Consider the following 16,513-nt stretch of genomic DNA (forward strand, 5'->3'; position numbering starts at 1 on the left):
ATTCTAAGGGGTGCATTTCAAATGGCCATAGACCAAGCAACGGGGCTATTCTTTTTTCACCAAAAGATCTTAACATTTTGTTTGTAATTGTAGCGTTTTTGTCATTTCGGCCGTCAAACTATGTAGAGGATGGGAGATTGTACAGCCGTTTTCCTTTGCAAACTGATCGGCAACAGGTGCCATGGAGAGCTGTGCCACTGCAATAGGTTGGTCTGGAAATGTTTGGTGGAGCTGGTGCAGGGCGTCTTTTATCGCTTCTCTGTATGCTTCCTGCTTGTTTTCCATGAGCAGGGCAAAAGCATTTTCAATGATGCTTACTCGTATCTCTGGATAAAGGTTGTGAGAATGGGCGTGTTGCACGAGACGCTCCATCGTAGGTTGGACAGTAGCGGGATTGGAGAACAGAAGAACTTGTGGCTCTGTATATCGTGCAAGCTCATGAAAAAAAGGTCCATCGATTGTGAAGATGGGGACAGTGGTAGTTGCCTCATCCTCTAGTGTTACTAGTGCGGCATACTGCGTGCAAGTGATCACGATTGCATCGACCGCCAAGCTCTGCATCCAGCTTAGTTGCTCACGTAATTTGGCATGCGATTGTTCCTTGGTATTCACAGGAGTTCCCTCGTTTTGCAGGAGTAAACTTGGATCAACAAAATGAATGAGCTCTACGTCAAAGGCTGCGAACGCATCTGATATGAGGGAAATATTCGAATCATGTCCATGGAGACAGGCAATACGAGTCATTGTGCACCTCCCCCATGTAGAGTATCATTCTCTGGTTTCTTATGGGCAAGGACACGAATGCGTTTGTAATCGAGCACCCATTGACCATCTTGAAACAGAGCAGGACGAAGTAAGCCAGTGACTTCCCTACATACTTGCTGGATTTCATCTGCGGACAGCCCCGCAAAAAAAGGACTGCAAAAAGAATTCAACCAATGCGAAAGCCCCAGTTCCCCATCAGCCATGACTGTGGGACGATCAAAATGGGAGGCAAGTACGACATGGAAGCCTTGCTTCTCTAAAAGAGTCGTGTACTCTCCAATGCTGGGAAAATACCAAGGTGATCGCTCATCCGCGGATATTCCTTTTTGTGCCAAAATAGTCCGTAATGCCTTTGTGATTTGACCGCAATTGCCGTGTCCTCCGAATTCCGCGACAAAGCGTCCACCGGGAGCAAGAGCCAACCAAATGGTCTCAACGACTTCAGCAGGACGTTTCATCCAGTGGAGTGCGGCATTGGAAAAGACAGCGTCGTAACAGATATCTGTACGATACGTGTGCGCATCGGCTACTTCAAAAGCAAACGGCGGATATTTATGGCGAGCAGCCTCAATCATGGCGGCAGAAAAGTCGATTCCTGCCACATTTGCTCCGGAAAGCGATAGTTGAGCACACAGGTCGCCTGTTCCACAGCCTAGGTCAAGAATGCTTTCTCCAGGAGCCGGCTGTAGCCAGTCCACTAATCCTTTGCCGTATTCAGAAACGAAATTCATTTTGCCGTCGTATAGCCCGGCATTCCATTGATTGGTTTGAATCATCTGTATCCCTCCCTTTCTTCCTTTTTACCGACTGAAAAGACATAAGTCAAATCTATATAAATTATTAAATGGATAGTTTTTAACTATATCTAATTTAGGAAAAAGCGTGCGAACATAAAGGATATAGCTCGGTTATTGTCGAATAAGATCAGTTGTTCACATACAAATACGTAAGACAAAAAGTAGGAGGACAGTTCGTGAAAAAATGGGTTGTAAAAGCACTTCTCGTGTGCTTGGTAACTGGTACCTTTTTGCCAGGTGTGTCAGTACCGCCAGCCATGGGAGCCGGGGCAACAGCATCCATGAAAAAAAACAGCCAAGTATCTAAGCCAATCCGGAAGCAGCCTGTTCACGATATGGTTATCTTTAACGATTATCAGGTTGCGGGACTGGATTCGAAAGGTTGGAACTGGGTGAAGAATGATGAGTTTATTCTACCTCCGGAGACAGCACTCGATATTGACATGATACAGACTACTTATGGAAATGGAACAAACCTAAGTCGGAAGCAAGTATATTTGGATGGTGTAGAATTAACGGAGTTACAAATGGAGCAAAGCTCAAATCAAGCTGTGTTCAAATGGCAGGTACCTCGTTTCACAATTCCCGCAGCGAAATTATCTGCTGGCTCTCATACGTTGACCTTTGTAGTGACTGATGCCAATGCAAAGAGCAGTACGTTACACGTGAGCTTTCAGGTAGAAGCACAAAATTTCCCACTCATTTATGAGGGAGAAAAAGCAGAGGGAGAGCCTTTGGCGACAGACGGGCAGACGACCATTTTCGGTAATATGGGGTCAACTGATTTTAACAGTTCTGTACCTGGTACGTGGAAGCTAACAAACAAGTCTACGAACCAAGAAATGAGATCTGTTCCTGCTACTGTGTTTTCAACAGGTACGTTGTTGACTGGTCAATACCAACTCCTTTTTCTACCTGATGATACCTCGATGTCGCCTTGGACGACGACAGTTCAGATTGGCATGCCGGAGCTATATATGGGTACAGATGCAAGTGGTCAAAAGCTGGCACCGGATCAGACCATTACTGCCCCGGAGCCACCAGGTAAAATTTCTTTGTATTCGGCATACCTAGGTCGATGGTCGGTGAACGGAACTGGACAAACGTTGACAAATGCGCAACATTTTGAAGTTGATATCCCGAAAATGCTGGCGGGTATGACGATTTCTGTCACTTTTGAGCCAGATTCCAAGGAAAACAAAACGGATTCCTTATGGGGTGGTTCTACGTCGACTACGATTCATATACAAATTCCAGGTGCACCGAATGCTTGTGGTCCAACAAGCGGAGATGTCACGTTGGATGTGTTGATGCAGCCAAACGAAAAATCTACACTCATGGTCGAGAAAGCAAACGTGTATTCATCAGACAATACAGTGAGGCTCTATCAAAACCCGGTACATGTGATATGGCTGACTACAGCAGCAGAGCATATCGAATTCGGTAGTGAAGCTGATGACGATGAAGGACCAGGCGTATGGGCAGTCGATAACGTCGTGGTCGATAGTGATAAATTGAATTGGGATCATACAGGCTTGTTACTGTCTGGCTATAAGCCAGGGCGTTACAAGGTAAACTATTACAGCAAAAGAGACTCTGCCAAGTCATGGTGTGGTTACATACAGGTCATTGAGGATACGCCACCAGTCCCAGCGTCCCAAAGTTGTGATCCAGGTGATTCAGGTATAGCTCCACAACAAGCGCCAATGTTCATGAGAGGAAAAGAGGGCAAGGAATATCGAGATGGAGATATTGTGACTGTGGAATCTGATAGCGATCTTGCTGAATTGGAAAACCTACAACTCATCTCCACGTATGCAGAGCGGACTGGGACGAAGAAAATTAGAGAGAGTAGGAAGGCTTCCTCTTACCATATGCCCAAGTATGAGTGGATATATGGAGAGAACGCCATTGGTGCTAGACAAGAGCACAGCAGTGCTACGATATCTTCAGAAAATCGGATCGAGATCTCCTACGAAGGAAAAGAAATCACTACCATTAAGCCTTCAAATCGAGATGACGGCACTGAAAACGGACTGGAATCACTTGATATCAGCAAGTACATTGATCGGCAGCAGCCCGGTAAATACGAGATTAAAATAACCAACATCCTTAGCAACAAGACTTGCCAACTCGTTAAAAGACAAAAAAGATCAGTCAAAAAAACAGACGTTGATGAACGAAAAGAAACGATCTCATTTACAATCGAAGTGAAATAACGATTGACCCCCTTGCATTTTGGCATGGGGGTTTTCGACTACATGGGGAGGAAGTCCAGTGACAAATGAGCAGAAGACGATCTTGGAAAAGTTCGGGTTTCGAATCGAAGGAGAGGAAGTGAAACATTTAAAGCTGGGAATCGTAAGAAGTAAAAAAGAATTCGTCTGTCACGCCACGTCAGAAGAGTTGCAGGACTACATCAAGTCCATCTTGCGCAACCAATGTCAGTGGAGGCGAGGAGAATCTGAGTGAGCAGCCAGGGAGGTTGTTGGGGTTGAGTGAGTCTAGGGAGTCATTGGTTACGGCATTACGTGAAGTGGAGGCTTGGGAGAGGGACCAGAACGACTTGTGGTTCTGGGAAAAGCTTGGCAGACTTCCGTTTGTTCTGTTGGATCGGATTACGCCTGCATTCGTTCAAGAGAAGCTGGGAAAAGCCGTAGATGAAATGGCAGCCTTTCTTGAGACAGGTGGAACTTATTTGGTGCAGGATGAACCGATTTACAAGCGGTTTGGCAAACGGTTAGAGGGACAGGGGGCGTCTGTTGTTGACAAAGAAGAGATTGCCGCTGTACCGCTTACGATCATGAATGATGTCGCAATGGAGCTAAAGGATTCACGTGCGAATTTTGCCACGGTACAAGGTGCCACGACTGGCTTCGGAGGGATTTTTACCCTCGCGATCGATATCCCTTTATTGATGGGGACATCCCTTAAAGTATTACAAGAGATGGCTCTTGCCTATGGCTATCGACCTGAAGAGAAAAGAGAGCGGCTGTTTGTCGTCAAATGCTTGCAGTTTGCTTCATCAGACATTGTAGGGAAAAAAGCGATACTCGCTGAGCTCTCCCGCTTTGATGATCCAAATGCGCAGAGAGAGGTTATGGCGCAATTGCAGGGATGGCGTGAAGTCGTGGTAACGTACACAGAAAACTTTGGGTGGAAAAAATTGTTTCAAATGGTGCCGATTGCAGGTATTTTGTTCGGGGCGTATTTGAACCGTTCAACCGTACAGGATGTCGCCGAAGCGGGGATGATGCTGTACCGCAAACGGCGTATCCTGGAGCGGCTGCGAGAGAGCGAAAAGAGCGAGGAAATTACTGAGCCCACTCCTCAGCAGTAAGAGCGTAGAGGAGATGGTCCTCCCATACACCGTTAATTTGCAAATAGCGTAACGAAAGCCCTTCCTGGCGAAAACGGTTTTTTTCCAAGACGCGAATGGAAGCTTGATTGCGAGGCATAACAGCAGCTTGTACTCTGTGCAGCCCAGCATCCGTTAAAGCAAAGCGGAGGGCGAGATTTACTGCTGATGTCGTATAACCTTTGCCATTGCACGCCTGATCCATAAAGTAGCCAATCGTCGCATTTTGCCATGCGCCACGTGCGACATTCGACAACGCTACACGTCCAATCATCTTTCCGGATTCTCGGGAGAATACGCCGAAAGCATAGGCAGTACCACGTTCAAAATCAATCTGCGCTTGTGAAATTTGTTCTTGCTGTCCTGTGAGTGTCAGAAATGAAGCGGGGCGGATTGGTTCAAATGGTTGGAGAAAGTCATGATTACGCAGCCGAAGCTCTAGGAGCTCGGCTGCGTCTTGTTGTTGGAGAGGCCGTAAGAGAATCTCGTCCGTATGTAGTGACATGAGATCAATCCTCCTTAAAAAGTTGGATTGATAGTATAGCATGTGCCAGAGTATTTGGGAAACATCAATTAGCCGAGCAATTCAGCAAATGACACCCCAAATGCTTTGCACGTTTCCACTTCTTTTGCAGTAGGAGAAAGCTCGATTTTCAAACCTTCCAAAGGAGTTTCCGCACCACGCTCGCTCGCCTTTTTCAGCAAAATATCAACAGCTGCACCGACATGCTCGTAAGCGGAGTCGCAAGAGCCAAAAGCAACAACCTTTTTCCCGCTGAGGTCAATATTGTCCATTTCTTCATAAAAATCCAGGCATTCGTCTGGCAGTTCACCGTCGCCCCATGTGTAGGCACCAAGCAAGATTCCGTCGTAAGCTTCGAGTTCTTTTGCGTTCGCATCCATCACTTCTTTTATCTCCAGCTCAGCACCAGTTGAACGAATACCTTCTGCAATTGCTTCAGCAATTTCCTGAGTATTCCCTGTCATGCTCGCGTATACCATCAAAATGCTCATAAAACGTAAAACCTCCAATTCAGATAATGAGTATCATTCTCATCAATAAAAATAATGAAAATGAGAATCGTTGTCAATAACTTTTTTCTTATTGCCACGTTTCATTGATTTTGGTAGAGTTAAATAAAATTATAATAATGTACTCTAAATAGAGGTGCGCCGAAGAAGAGTAAGTCTTTTCGCAATCTGCCAGGGGGCAGGAGAAGGAAGAAAGGCTAAAGCGCCGAAGCTTATGCTATGCCCCTACGTAGCACAGGCTGGGGTGTCTCATGAAAAATGATCATCCTGTCACAAGGGACTAAAAGTCTTTTTGTGGAGCGCTATTTATGATTTGCTTCTGTAGTAGTAAGAGCAATGAGATAGCGAATGCACTCATTGCTTTTTTTGATTTACCATGCTGTTATTTTGAGGAGGATGTAACCATGAACATGATGGATGCCAACGAAATTATCGCGTTTATTCAAAAAAGCGAAAAGAAAACACCAGTGAAGGTATATGTGAAAGGGAACCTGGAGGGAATCGACTTTGGTGCGAGCTCCAAAGCTTTCGTTACTGGTCCTACTGGTGTTGTTTTTGGTGAGTGGAAAGAGATTGAGCCAGTGCTCGCTGCTAACGCAGACAAAATTGAAGATTATGTGGTAGAAAGCGACCGCCGCAACTCCGCCATTCCATTGCTGGATACAAAAGGAATTCAAGCACGTATTGAACCAGGCGCAATTATCCGTGACCAAGTGACAATCGGTAACAATGCGGTCATCATGATGGGTGCTTCCATTAACATCGGCGCAGTTATCGGTGAAGGTACGATGATCGACATGAATGTTGTGGTAGGTGGACGTGGAACCATCGGGAAAAACTGCCACATCGGCGCTGGATCGGTTATCGCAGGCGTTATCGAGCCACCATCTGCACAGCCAGTTGTTGTCGAAGACGATGTTGTCATCGGAGCAAATGCTGTCATTCTGGAAGGTGTTCGCGTAGGAAAAGGTGCTGTCGTTGCAGCGGGTGCTGTCGTGATTGAAGATGTACCTCCATACGTAGTAGTTGCGGGAACGCCTGCACGTGTGATCAAGCAAATCGATGAAAAAACTCGTTCCAAGACAGAGATCAAGCAGGAGCTACGTCAGCTGTAAGGGAGAGAGTGCACATGGACTGGCGTTCGCTCGATGAACAATATATCGTTTCCTCTTACAAAAGACTTCCGATTGCCATAGAAAAAGGCGAAGGAAATTACTTGTACGATACGAATGGAAAGAGCTACCTCGACTTGTTTACCGGACTCGCGGTAAACGTTCTGGGGCATTCGCATCCGCGCATTGTACAGGCTCTGCGTGAGCAGGGAGAGCGCTTCTTGCATATTTCCAATGTATTTTTAAATAAGCCAGCTATTCGTTTGGCCGAGCGTTTGGTTGCGAACAGCATTAGTGGAAAAGTGTTTTTCACCAACTCTGGTGCAGAGGCTACAGAGTCTGCGATCAAGCTGATTCACAAATGGACGAAGAACGAGGGAGCAGGTCGTGAAGGCATCGTTGTCTTACGCAACAGTTTTCACGGGCGAACACTCGGAGCAGTGCGTCTGACGAGGCAGGCTCACGTCTATCAAGACTTTCCTCAGCCGGCTTTTCCTGTTTATGAACTGGATGTGGAAGACACGGAAGGATTGCGAGCGATTTGCCAGGAAGCAAGACCCGCTGCGGTCCTCATGGAGCCAGTCTTGGGTTCTGGCGGTGTCGTGCCGTTAACGGAAGCGTTCTTGCGAGAGGTAGCTGCGATCTGTGAACATGAAGGCATGCTCTTTGTCATGGACGAGATCCAGACAGGAATGGGCAGAACAGGAAAGCTGTTTGCTTATGAGCATGCAGGCGTAACGCCAGACCTGATCCTTTTTGCCAAAGGCATAGGGGGAGGGCTTCCCCTCGGCGGTGTCATCGCTGGCCCAAGGCTGATGAACCAGTTCAAACCGGGGGATCACGGAACGACTTTTGCACCATCGCCACTGTCTGCTGCCCTAGGGAATGTCGTGTTGGACGAATTGCTTGATCCAGCCTTCAGCGCTCACGTAGAAGAAGTGATTGCGTACCTGTGGTCGGGCTTGGAAGCGCTGCGAACGCGTCTTCCAGATCAGCTGCAATCCCTTCGCGGAAAAGGCTTAATGGTTGGAATTCCGCTCTCTTCCACCCCGGAAGAGGTAAGCCACTTGCAGCAAGCATTGCTTGACGAAGGAATTCTCGTTGACGTGACGCAGAAAACGATTGTTCGTCTGCTTCCGCCACTGACGTTGACAAAAACCGATGTGGACCGTTTCCTTGCTGTGTTTGAGGAGCAATTAACAGCAAGAACAGGTACGAAAAAGGAGGTGTAGACCATGACGACTTCCTTGTTTTCACAAATTCGCCGAGACTTGCACCAAATACCGGAGCCAGGCTTCGCTGAAGTGAAGACGCAACAATACTTGCTCGATTATTTGAAAAAGCTGCCCCAGGAGCGAATCGAGATCAAAACGTGGCGGACAGGCATTTTGGTCAAGCTGGCAGGAACAAAGCCAAAACGATTAATTGCCTGGCGTACGGATATGGATGGCCTGCCGATCGTAGAGGAAACGTCCTATCCGTTTCGCTCGCTTCATGAAGGATTCATGCATGCATGCGGTCATGACATGCATATGGCAATTGCTCTTGGCCTCCTGACGCATTTTACCGAGCATCCGATGGCAGATGATTTGCTGTTCCTCTTCCAGCCGGCAGAAGAAGGTCCTGGCGGTGCGGAGCCGATGATGGAAAGTGAAGAGTTTGCGGGGTGGCGACCGGACTGCATTTTTGCCCTGCATATCGCGCCAGAATATCCGGTCGGTCATATTGCGACGAAGCCAGGAATTTTGTTTGCCAACACTTCTGAGTTGTACATTGATTTGGTTGGCAAAGGGGGGCATGCAGCCTTCCCGCACAAGGCGAATGACATGGTGGTTGCAGGAAGCCATCTTGTGACACAGCTTCAATCGATTATTTCGCGCAATATGGATCCATTGGATTCGGCTGTCGTAACGATTGGCAAGCTGGAGAGCGGGACGAAGCAGAACATCATCGCAGAGAAGTCCAGGCTAGAAGGGACCATCCGAACCTTTTCGATGGAATCGATGGCAATCGTCAAGAGCCGCATTGAATCTCTCGTAAAGGGAGTGGAAATAGGCTTCGATTGCCAGGCAACGATTGACTATGGGGTTGGCTACTGCCAGGTTTACAACGAGGAGCAGTTAACGACAGACTTCATGCAATGGGTACAGGAACAATGTGAAGAAGTAACTCTTATCACCTGCAAGGAAGCCATGACCGGAGAAGACTTCGGTTACTTTTTGAAAGAAATTCCCGGCTTTTTGTTCTGGCTGGGTGTGCAAACGCCGTACGGCTTGCATCATTCTAAAATTGAGCCGAACGAAGACGCGATCGAAGTTGCCATTCGACTGGTCTCCCGGTATTTTACATGGCTTTCGCAACAGGAGTAGCAGGTGTCAGGAACAAAAAAGAGTGGCTGGATAGCCGCTCTTTTTTCTGTGTCATTCCCAGCCGTATTTTCGTCAAGAGTAAGAAGTAGTTACTAACATCTCTGTGCATAAGTCTTTCTTCCTAAGGTTTTTGTGCTTGTGGATAATGTGGATATTGTTGAAAAAACTTATCAGGGCAGCACAACTATTTCCTTTTCCAAACGTATAAACTAGAGAGAAGAAATTTCGGAAAAACAAGCGCTGCCGCGCACACATACAGGAGGATTATTGACATGAAAAAAGCATGGTTATCGGCCTTGTTGGCGTTGACTGTAGCAGCAGGTGTAGGGAGCACTACTGCGCTGGGAGAGGGTGCAATGCGCGTATTTTTCGGTGCGGAAACCGTAGCGAGTGAAATGCCAGCATCCAAGGCCGAATCGATAGAATCAATAGTGAACAAGCTCGGTGGTTTCGCCGATTACGATCAGCAATCTGGCAAATTGCAAGTGATTAAGCCAAACGTAAATATTATTGTGGTCGAAGGAATTCAGCAGACCCGCAATAAAAATGTCGTTTTCAGCAACCCTGTCAAAGGATACAGCGACAAAAATGTGCCTCGTACGTTTAACGTGTTCGTAGAGGTTGATGACGCGCCTGTAGCTAAAGACTTGCGCATGCAACTTGTGTTGATCGGACCGGACGGCAAAGAAGTGTCTAAAGGGAAGGAATGGAAATACTCCACACAAAATGCAAACAGCTTCTATTTTTCTGAGCCTTTTGTATCTACGAAACTCGAAGCATACGGCACTTATAAAGTACAAGTTCAAATGAAATCCGAGAAATTCACTTCTTATGTATCCGTCGGTGAAAATACATTTACAGTTGGGCGTTAAAAATTATGGCTTGGATGCGTTTCCACTTTGCATGTCCCCGTGCTATAATATACGGAAAAGCCAATATACTTGGTAATAGCAAGTACATGAAAGAAAGGAACGATGGGAGCGAATGGAGACAAATCCCCCGCGATCGTCCACAGATCTAGAAGGCCCGAGTATACGCATTGCCTGGAAAGATGAGCAATCCATTCAGGCAGAGTGGAGCATGACGAAGGAGTTCGAGCAAGAAATAGAGCGAAAGTTTGCTATTCCTTTTGCTGAACTGCCTTTTGTCCTACGCCTTTTTGATGTGACGTACCGCAAAGAGATCCGAAATGATGGCACTGACCTTTACACTGATTTTGATATCAACCACCTCTCTTCCGAATGGATTTTGTACGGAGTGACGCAAGGATTGGAATATTGCGTCGATCTGGGAATTCGGATGGTGGACGGAAGGTTTTATTCGCTGTCCAGGTCTCAAATGATTTGATCAACGTGCTCAAGCAACGTACGACTGAGGCAACTGCATTTTTATACGAAACAGCCCCATTATCCACGAGATTTACTTGTGGCAATGGGGCTTTTGTTTTTTATTCATGGACTTATGGCTTCTCTCGCTGTCTGTCCAGCAGTCGCAGGGCAACCGCTAAAACAGCCCATACTGGCATTGGTTCGTCTAACTTATTTAACCATTCAGGCGAGGTCAGCAAGCCCTCCTGTAATGCGCGATTGCCCAGCTCCAATTGCCAGGGAGGAAACGTTTGTGGCCCTTCTGAGGTGAATGAATCGTACTGAGACAAGTTGTACGTCTGAATGAGGCCCGTCAGCTTTTCAGCGTACGCAGGGTCGGTAGCGTAGCCGGCTTCTTCTAAAGCCTGTGCGGCTTGTGCGGGAGTCGCGGCTGCCAGCACGTTTTTATATGCGGGCCTACGTAAAAACTGGGTATGGTCTTCCATGGATTGCTGGTAATTTTCATAAGCGCGGAACTGGGAGGTACGTGTGACCGTTTTTCCGTTTTCCACCTCTTTGCTTTCGATGGTGACAGAGCCGGCAGGTCCCGTTCCCTTTATTCCAAAGAGATTGTATGAGGATGTCCCAGTGGTAGGGTCAACAGGTACTTTTTTACCCCAACCTGACTCGAGTATGGCTTGCGGTATGATAATGGAGGGGAATAAACGATGGTTCAGATAAGACTTTCTGGCGTGGTCAGCAACCAACTGAACAAATGCTTGCGCCTCCATAAGCAGACCCCTTTCCACTCTTTGTTATTCGTATGAAAAAAAGAGGTCAGGGGGAATAGGCCTGGACATGAAAAAACAGTCGAGATTTCTCGACTGTTTCTCCGTTTTTTCTTTATGGCTTTCGAGGTTGGAAGTATTGAATGCGATTATTGAAGAGATGGAGCTCTGCTTTATAATCACGTGCCAAGTATCGACAGTACTCATTCGCCTTGTTTTTATCGCCATGCGTGGCCGATTCAGGGAGGGACACCTGTATGTAGTGCTTTTCGGAACCGTTTTCATTTTTGCTCCCGACTCCAACAACGATGGCTTTGTACATGTTTGGGTCTTTTCCTTTGAGAAGGAACCACGAGTCCTTTCCTTCAGGGCGTTCTTCTAGGTTGTAAGGGAAAGCGGCGTCAGCATAGGTCCAGCCCAACTGCTTTCCTGTTTTTGAGGTCATGTCAACGTATCGCGTAAACTTGGCTTTCACGTCGTCAATACTTACAGATGCTGCGGTAGAACCATCAACGAAATAGATGTAGGCCGATTGAAGTTTCACGACTGCACTCACTCCTAGTACCGGTATTCTGTGCGTTAAGTGTAGCATTGTCTTCCACTCTTTGGCAATGAGGCAGTTGGCGACCAAAAACAATTGCGCGTTTTTTCTGAAAAGTGTAAAATATATATCATATTTATATGCCGTTAGATGAACGATAAAGGATCATGGAGGAATATACGCATGCAGGAGGCCTCAATTAGACACGTATTCGAAGCTTTAAACACCATGCGCGCCATCGATGTGGTGAACAAAGAAGACTGGGAGCGGGCAGCGAAGGAAGCTGAATTGGATTCCTCCGTACAGTTAAACATTCTCTGGATCATCTACTGTTATGAAGGTGTACGCGTCACGCAAATTGCAGATTGGACCTTCTGGCATCCCTCATCGATTGTCATTCATATCAAGAAATTAATGGAGAAAGGCATGGTGACCATCGAAAAGTCGGAGTTGGATGGGCGTGTAGTTCACGTATACCCGACTGAAAAAGGAAAAGAAGTATTAGAAGCCAGTCGAAGAAGTGTACCAGATATTTTTAGATTGACGTATGCATTGGAGAAAATGGAGGAACGATACAGTACAGCAGTAGTTGAATTGTTCTTTGAATGTCTCTCCTTTGTCGCGCAATCGTTGCATGGTGCAGAAAAAGTGAGATGGATTCAAGAAGGGGAAGACAGGGTCATTAACCCGACGCGTCTGGTAAATGATGCTGTTTGGGTGGCAAAAACGTGATTTTTCGCTTATACTAGTTAATAATCCGAATATTTCACGAAATTCGGAGGCCAAAATACTGTTGAGGAGGGATTGCTGATGGAGCACTACGACCACTTATACGACGTTTCGGAGAACGCTAATGTACGTTTCCTCGGTTTTATTTCAGAGGGAACTCGCTACGACTTTGGCATGGTATTTACACACAAGTTTTATGGGAAGCCGTTGGTGATCTGTATGCAGACAGGGCAATCGACTCTTCTCAGTTCTGAAGATGCGGTGAATCCAGGATACCTGCAAAAAATCTTCAGACTGGATTCAGAGAACGAGGCAGTCGCGCTTGCTGAGTTTTTCCAGGAGCATTTACCATCCATTCCATTTGAAGAAAATCAGTATTAGGTAACGAGCAGAAGTTTATCTTCTGCTCGTTTTGGTTTTTCAGTAAAATACGGCCTTCCGTTTTTTAGTATAATCGAAAGAAATCAAGCAGTAGGAGGAACAGTGGGAATGGGTGTACATAAATGGTCGGCCAAAGATTCTCGGGGAGCGATTGTTCTCGTCCATGGAACGGGAGAGCATCATGGGCGCTATGAGCATGTAGCGGCTTATTTCAATCAGGCAGGCTGGGACGTATATGCGGAAGATTTGCCGGGATGGGGGCGCTCTCCTGGGAGACGGGGGCATATTCAATCATTCGAAGACTATTTGTCCCGTGTACGGGAGTGGACGAGTACCGCGCTTGCCGATGCGTCAGGAGAGAAGCCTGTATTTTTAATGGGGCATAGTCTGGGTGGTCTCATCGCGACTCGCTTTATTCAGGCGGATGAGCGGAGTAAAGAGTTGGCAGGGTTAATTCTCACATCTCCATGCTTGAAACTGAAACTGACTGTACCGGCGTGGAAGGAGCAATTGGCACAGTTTCTCGATCGGGTCTGGCCAACACTTGTCATGCCTAATGGAATCACTCCCGACATGGTATCGCGTGACGAAGCTGTTCAGGCTGCATATCAGAACGATCCGCTCAATTATTCCAAGGTAAGTGTCAGATGGTTTACGGAATTGAACCGCTCTATAGAAAAGGCGTGGGAGGAAAGAAACCAAATCAAGCATCCTGTCCTTGTTTTGCAGGCTGGTGCTGATACATTGGTTGATGCGGATGCAGTGGAGCAGTTTACAGCGGGCCTTCCAGATAGACAGACTTTTGAACGATTCGCGGGCTTGCGGCACGAAATTTTGAATGAGCCTGAAAAGGAAGAAGTCTTGCAAAAAATCGTGAACTGGTTGAATGACAATATTTCGAATTAATGTGACATACTAATTATCAACAAATGCATCTTGACTCCGAATGAAGTGGCATATTAAGATGAATGTAACATAACATTTGTAGGAATATGTGAATCAATTGAATGCGGAGGGGACATAGATGGGAACTATCGTATGTCAGACTTGCGGAACCATCATCGAGCATTTTGAATGTAATTCAGTGAAAACGCTTTATGCGGTGTGCAACTGTGACTGCCGACCTGGTGAAAGACAGGAAAAAGAATAAATAGTCAACAGGCCTATGTTGAGGCCTGTTTTTTTTGACAACCTTTTCCGCATGGAGGATAATAGAGAAGTGTGAAAATCGCTGCAAAAGGAGGAATTGTGTCATGAAGCGAAAACCGATACAGGGAATGCTGGCCGCTGCACTTTTGGTCACATCTCTGTGGAGCGGGACACCAGCGCTTGCTTACAGTATTGGTGATGAAGAAAAAATAGACGGTAGCCAGCCATCAATATCCTCGGCAGGATATGATATATCAAAAAAATATGCGGTATGGATGGTTGAAGGTGGGCAAAGAGTAACACTCTACAACCTTGATAAAGGTAACCAGAGCGAAATAGGTGACAAGGAATCAGAAAAGACGAATCCAAAGGTCGATGGAGATTACGTCGTATGGATTGATTCCCGAGATGGCGGCTCAGATGTCTATTTGTATGACATTGTGAAAGAAAAAGAAATCCGTTTGACAAGTGGTTCTACTTCGGTCGATGGCTTGGAGATTGCCGATAAAAATGTTGTTTGGACAGAAAACGGCGATGTTTATCTACATAAAATTTCTACTGGAGATACAGAGATCGTATCAGCGAGTGGAAAAGCAAGCAACCCGGTGGTAAGCAGTGGTTATGTTGCTTGGGAAGATGATCGTAATGGCAATGATGACATTTATTACTATGACATCAAAGCAAAGCAGGAAAAGGCTGCCGTTACTGCTAAAGGGGATCAAGGGCGTCCAAGCATTTTCTCCAATCAAATCGTGTACGAGCATCAATCGGCTGGCGACCTCTATTCCTATTCCATCAGTAACGGTAGAATTAAGGAATTGACTGATGATGCAAACGAACAGAAAAATGTACATTTGTATCAAGAGGATTATGTCTATTCTGACAATAATGACTTGAAATATCGTGAGCTTGGCAAAACGTCTGGTAAAAAGATCGCGAGCAATCTGTACGGTGAGACCGGACCGAAAATTTATGGCGATTTCATCTTATTCGCGAAAAAAGATAGCAACAAAAAGCTCCAACTCCACCTGTATGACCTGGACGAAAAGGAATTAGTTCCGATAGGTAATGCAGGCGGGAAACCAAAGGAGCCAAGTGCTCATGATCGTTATGTAGCGTACGTAACTGAGTCTAAAAAAAATAATACGATCGTTTTCTACGATGTCGAAAATAAAAAAAGTAAAGTCATCAGTAATCCAGAACATGATTCTGTTCGCCCTGTTGTAAGCTCGCGTTATGTTGTCTGGTATGACGAGCATGAAGATGCACTCTTCTCCTACGATATTCGTAAAGACACTCAAAAGCAGATTACACATGAAGATGATGATCAAAAACCGAGTGAGAAGCTTTATGAGATTGACGGAGAGCGTCTGTTATGGGTAAATATCGATGGCAGAACAGAAGTGATCATCACAGATCTAACGACTGGAAAGCATACGGAAGTTACGACGGTGAGAAATGAACCATTAAGTGTTGATATTTACAAAAACTACGCTACCTGGGTAGTGGAAGAAGGCTCAAAGAGTGCAAGCATCGTACTCTACGATATCGAAGAAGATGACGAGACAGAAATCCGCGATAACGTAAAAGTAGAGAAAGCAGAAATCGGCGATGACTTCGTTGTTTGGAGCGAAGATACAGGCAATTCCAAAACGGGTTGGGATTTGTACTATTACAACATCGACCGTCAAAGAGTCAATCCGTTGCTACGTTATATGGATGGTGACCAGAAAAATCCACAGGCTTCACGCAATATGATTTTGTATGAAGACAATCGTCTGTCCGCAAAAAGCAAGGAATTCTACTATGAGCTGTATGATTTCGAAGAGGATTCCTATAGCAATATTGAGTGGGATGATGATGCGGAGATGGAAAATGCCCGCATCGGTGGAAATCGCGTTGTCTGGGTCGATGAGCGTGATAAAGACCCATATGTATACACGGTGGCATTCGCTCCAGGCAATGATGATGACGAAGATGAAGAAGACTGATTCTGCACAATAGTAGTCAGGCTTTTATAAAAAAAAACAGACGAAAGGAATTCTTTCGTCTGTTTTCTTTTAGTGCGCCCAGCATGGGCGATAACTCTAGGGTGTAAGTCCCGAACGGGGGTTGGCTGTACCAACCGTTAGCTCAAGGCAAGGGTGTCTACCGTGAGGTGGAATCTGGAGGAAGCCGGCGGCAA

General features: G+C 46.2%; 20 protein-coding genes and 1 riboswitch. Of the genes, 13 read left to right on the top strand and 7 right to left on the bottom strand.

Translation table 11 applies throughout. From position 1 onward, the window contains the following. Nucleotides 1-69 precede the first annotated feature (69 nt). A complete protein-coding gene (locus C7R92_RS31425) occupies nt 70-744 on the bottom strand; it encodes a hypothetical protein (protein ID WP_106836850.1) in 675 nt (224 codons plus the stop codon). Continuing rightward, the gene (locus tag C7R92_RS31430; protein ID WP_106836851.1) at nt 741-1,541 is read right to left on the bottom strand and encodes a class I SAM-dependent methyltransferase; all 801 of its coding nucleotides are present in this window, start codon (nt 1,539-1,541) and stop codon (nt 741-743) included. Before C7R92_RS31430 ends, C7R92_RS31425 begins: the two co-directional genes overlap by 4 nt. Before the next feature lie 197 nt (nt 1,542-1,738). Here C7R92_RS31430 and C7R92_RS31435 point away from each other — a divergent pair, with 197 nt between their 5' ends. The 3 genes from C7R92_RS31435 to C7R92_RS31445 are packed head-to-tail and all read left to right on the top strand — an operon-like array spanning nt 1,739 to nt 4,902. After that, on the top strand, nt 1,739-3,781 hold the full coding sequence (locus C7R92_RS31435) for a hypothetical protein (RefSeq protein WP_106836852.1): 2,043 nt from the start codon (nt 1,739-1,741) through the stop codon (nt 3,779-3,781). A gap of 58 nt (nt 3,782-3,839) precedes the next feature. Continuing rightward, nucleotides 3,840-4,034: a hypothetical protein gene (locus tag C7R92_RS31440; RefSeq protein ID WP_170831631.1), complete on the top strand. Its 195-nt coding sequence runs from the start codon at nt 3,840-3,842 to the stop codon at nt 4,032-4,034. A gap of 13 nt (nt 4,035-4,047) precedes the next feature. Next, the gene (locus C7R92_RS31445) at nt 4,048-4,902 is read left to right on the top strand and encodes an EcsC family protein (RefSeq protein ID WP_106836854.1); all 855 of its coding nucleotides are present in this window, start codon (nt 4,048-4,050) and stop codon (nt 4,900-4,902) included. Here the strand turns inward: C7R92_RS31445 and C7R92_RS31450 are convergent. Continuing rightward, nucleotides 4,877-5,425, bottom strand: a complete 549-nt coding sequence (locus C7R92_RS31450) for a GNAT family N-acetyltransferase (RefSeq protein WP_069851228.1) — start codon at nt 5,423-5,425, stop codon at nt 4,877-4,879. The two genes, C7R92_RS31445 and C7R92_RS31450, sit on opposite strands and share 26 nt — an antisense overlap. Nucleotides 5,426-5,493: 68 nt before the next feature. After that, entirely contained in the window at nt 5,494-5,934 is a 441-nt protein-coding gene (locus C7R92_RS31455; protein WP_017249620.1) for a flavodoxin, read from the bottom strand. Nucleotides 5,935-6,075: 141 nt separating this feature from the next. Next, nucleotides 6,076-6,265: riboswitch (Lysine riboswitch) on the top strand. A 91-nt stretch (nt 6,266-6,356) separates the two neighbouring features. Between C7R92_RS31455 and dapD the strand changes: the two genes are divergently transcribed. From dapD to C7R92_RS31470, 3 genes are read left to right on the top strand one after another with little or no spacing between them, the layout of a single operon-like run. Next, entirely contained in the window at nt 6,357-7,067 is a 711-nt protein-coding gene (gene dapD / locus C7R92_RS31460; RefSeq protein ID WP_106836855.1) for a 2,3,4,5-tetrahydropyridine-2,6-dicarboxylate N-acetyltransferase, read from the top strand. A gap of 14 nt (nt 7,068-7,081) precedes the next feature. Next, complete coding sequence (locus C7R92_RS31465; protein WP_106836856.1) at nt 7,082-8,296, top strand: aspartate aminotransferase family protein; 1,215 nt, start codon at nt 7,082-7,084, stop codon at nt 8,294-8,296. Nucleotides 8,297-8,299: 3 nt separating this feature from the next. After that, nucleotides 8,300-9,433 (top strand): N-acetyldiaminopimelate deacetylase, encoded by a 1,134-nt coding sequence (locus C7R92_RS31470; protein ID WP_106836857.1) that lies wholly within the window; start codon nt 8,300-8,302, stop codon nt 9,431-9,433. On the opposite strand, the gene C7R92_RS33235 is transcribed toward C7R92_RS31470, so the two are convergent. Continuing rightward, on the bottom strand, nt 9,408-9,542 hold the full coding sequence (locus tag C7R92_RS33235; RefSeq protein ID WP_256436311.1) for a hypothetical protein: 135 nt from the start codon (nt 9,540-9,542) through the stop codon (nt 9,408-9,410). The genes C7R92_RS31470 and C7R92_RS33235 overlap by 26 nt on opposite strands. Before the next feature lie 163 nt (nt 9,543-9,705). Between C7R92_RS33235 and C7R92_RS31475 the strand changes: the two genes are divergently transcribed. Continuing rightward, a complete protein-coding gene (locus C7R92_RS31475; protein WP_069851222.1) occupies nt 9,706-10,305 on the top strand; it encodes a hypothetical protein in 600 nt (199 codons plus the stop codon). A 112-nt stretch (nt 10,306-10,417) separates the two neighbouring features. Beyond that, nucleotides 10,418-10,780 carry a DUF4912 domain-containing protein gene (locus tag C7R92_RS31480; RefSeq protein ID WP_017249616.1) on the top strand — a complete coding sequence of 121 codons (363 nt, stop codon included), beginning with the start codon at nt 10,418-10,420 and terminating at the stop codon, nt 10,778-10,780. Nucleotides 10,781-10,892: 112 nt separating this feature from the next. Here the strand turns inward: C7R92_RS31480 and C7R92_RS31485 are convergent, their stop codons facing one another. Both C7R92_RS31485 and C7R92_RS31490 read right to left on the bottom strand, forming a co-directional pair. Then, nucleotides 10,893-11,531 carry a glycoside hydrolase family 73 protein gene (locus C7R92_RS31485; RefSeq protein ID WP_106836858.1) on the bottom strand — a complete coding sequence of 213 codons (639 nt, stop codon included), beginning with the start codon at nt 11,529-11,531 and terminating at the stop codon, nt 10,893-10,895. Nucleotides 11,532-11,643: 112 nt separating this feature from the next. Beyond that, entirely contained in the window at nt 11,644-12,072 is a 429-nt protein-coding gene (locus C7R92_RS31490; protein WP_017249614.1) for a DUF1885 family protein, read from the bottom strand. A 180-nt stretch (nt 12,073-12,252) separates the two neighbouring features. On the opposite strand from C7R92_RS31490, the gene C7R92_RS31495 reads away from it, so the two are divergent. The 5 genes from C7R92_RS31495 to C7R92_RS31515 all read left to right on the top strand — a co-directional run bounded on the left by C7R92_RS31495 (nt 12,253) and on the right by C7R92_RS31515 (nt 16,319). Further along, on the top strand, nt 12,253-12,801 hold the full coding sequence (locus tag C7R92_RS31495; protein ID WP_007723208.1) for a MarR family winged helix-turn-helix transcriptional regulator: 549 nt from the start codon (nt 12,253-12,255) through the stop codon (nt 12,799-12,801). 78 nt (nt 12,802-12,879) lie between these two features. Beyond that, a complete protein-coding gene (locus tag C7R92_RS31500; protein WP_015892160.1) occupies nt 12,880-13,179 on the top strand; it encodes a DUF3055 domain-containing protein in 300 nt (99 codons plus the stop codon). A 108-nt stretch (nt 13,180-13,287) separates the two neighbouring features. Continuing rightward, the gene (locus C7R92_RS31505; RefSeq protein WP_106836859.1) at nt 13,288-14,085 is read left to right on the top strand and encodes an alpha/beta hydrolase; all 798 of its coding nucleotides are present in this window, start codon (nt 13,288-13,290) and stop codon (nt 14,083-14,085) included. A gap of 118 nt (nt 14,086-14,203) precedes the next feature. Further along, entirely contained in the window at nt 14,204-14,329 is a 126-nt protein-coding gene (locus C7R92_RS31510; protein ID WP_007723214.1) for a GapA-binding peptide SR1P, read from the top strand. Between the two features lie 103 nt (nt 14,330-14,432). Beyond that, nucleotides 14,433-16,319: a TolB family protein gene (locus C7R92_RS31515; RefSeq protein ID WP_106836860.1), complete on the top strand. Its 1,887-nt coding sequence runs from the start codon at nt 14,433-14,435 to the stop codon at nt 16,317-16,319. Nucleotides 16,320-16,513: the final 194 nt, after the last annotated feature.

Origin of the sequence: Brevibacillus porteri, from assembly GCF_003013475.1 — a bacterium.
Lineage (GTDB): Bacteria > Bacillota > Bacilli > Brevibacillales > Brevibacillaceae > Brevibacillus > Brevibacillus porteri.

What these genes read in the sequence shown, in the direction of transcription:
- C7R92_RS31480 (WP_017249616.1), top strand. Translation starts at nt 10,418, where the DNA reads ATGGAGACAAATCCCCCGCGATCGTCCACAGATCTAGAAGGCCCGAGT.
- C7R92_RS31485 (WP_106836858.1), bottom strand. Translation starts at nt 11,531, where the DNA reads ATGGAGGCGCAAGCATTTGTTCAGTTGGTTGCTGACCACGCCAGAAAG.
- C7R92_RS31450 (WP_069851228.1), bottom strand. Translation starts at nt 5,425, where the DNA reads ATGTCACTACATACGGACGAGATTCTCTTACGGCCTCTCCAACAACAA.
- C7R92_RS31465 (WP_106836856.1), top strand. Translation starts at nt 7,082, where the DNA reads ATGGACTGGCGTTCGCTCGATGAACAATATATCGTTTCCTCTTACAAA.
- C7R92_RS31495 (WP_007723208.1), top strand. Translation starts at nt 12,253, where the DNA reads ATGCAGGAGGCCTCAATTAGACACGTATTCGAAGCTTTAAACACCATG.
- C7R92_RS31515 (WP_106836860.1), top strand. Translation starts at nt 14,433, where the DNA reads ATGAAGCGAAAACCGATACAGGGAATGCTGGCCGCTGCACTTTTGGTC.
- C7R92_RS33235 (WP_256436311.1), bottom strand. Translation starts at nt 9,542, where the DNA reads ATGCACAGAGATGTTAGTAACTACTTCTTACTCTTGACGAAAATACGG.
- C7R92_RS31510 (WP_007723214.1), top strand. Translation starts at nt 14,204, where the DNA reads ATGGGAACTATCGTATGTCAGACTTGCGGAACCATCATCGAGCATTTT.
- C7R92_RS31505 (WP_106836859.1), top strand. Translation starts at nt 13,288, where the DNA reads ATGGGTGTACATAAATGGTCGGCCAAAGATTCTCGGGGAGCGATTGTT.
- dapD (WP_106836855.1), top strand. Translation starts at nt 6,357, where the DNA reads ATGAACATGATGGATGCCAACGAAATTATCGCGTTTATTCAAAAAAGC.
- C7R92_RS31470 (WP_106836857.1), top strand. Translation starts at nt 8,300, where the DNA reads ATGACGACTTCCTTGTTTTCACAAATTCGCCGAGACTTGCACCAAATA.
- C7R92_RS31425 (WP_106836850.1), bottom strand. Translation starts at nt 744, where the DNA reads ATGACTCGTATTGCCTGTCTCCATGGACATGATTCGAATATTTCCCTC.
- C7R92_RS31475 (WP_069851222.1), top strand. Translation starts at nt 9,706, where the DNA reads ATGAAAAAAGCATGGTTATCGGCCTTGTTGGCGTTGACTGTAGCAGCA.
- C7R92_RS31500 (WP_015892160.1), top strand. Translation starts at nt 12,880, where the DNA reads ATGGAGCACTACGACCACTTATACGACGTTTCGGAGAACGCTAATGTA.
- C7R92_RS31455 (WP_017249620.1), bottom strand. Translation starts at nt 5,934, where the DNA reads ATGAGCATTTTGATGGTATACGCGAGCATGACAGGGAATACTCAGGAA.
- C7R92_RS31430 (WP_106836851.1), bottom strand. Translation starts at nt 1,541, where the DNA reads ATGATTCAAACCAATCAATGGAATGCCGGGCTATACGACGGCAAAATG.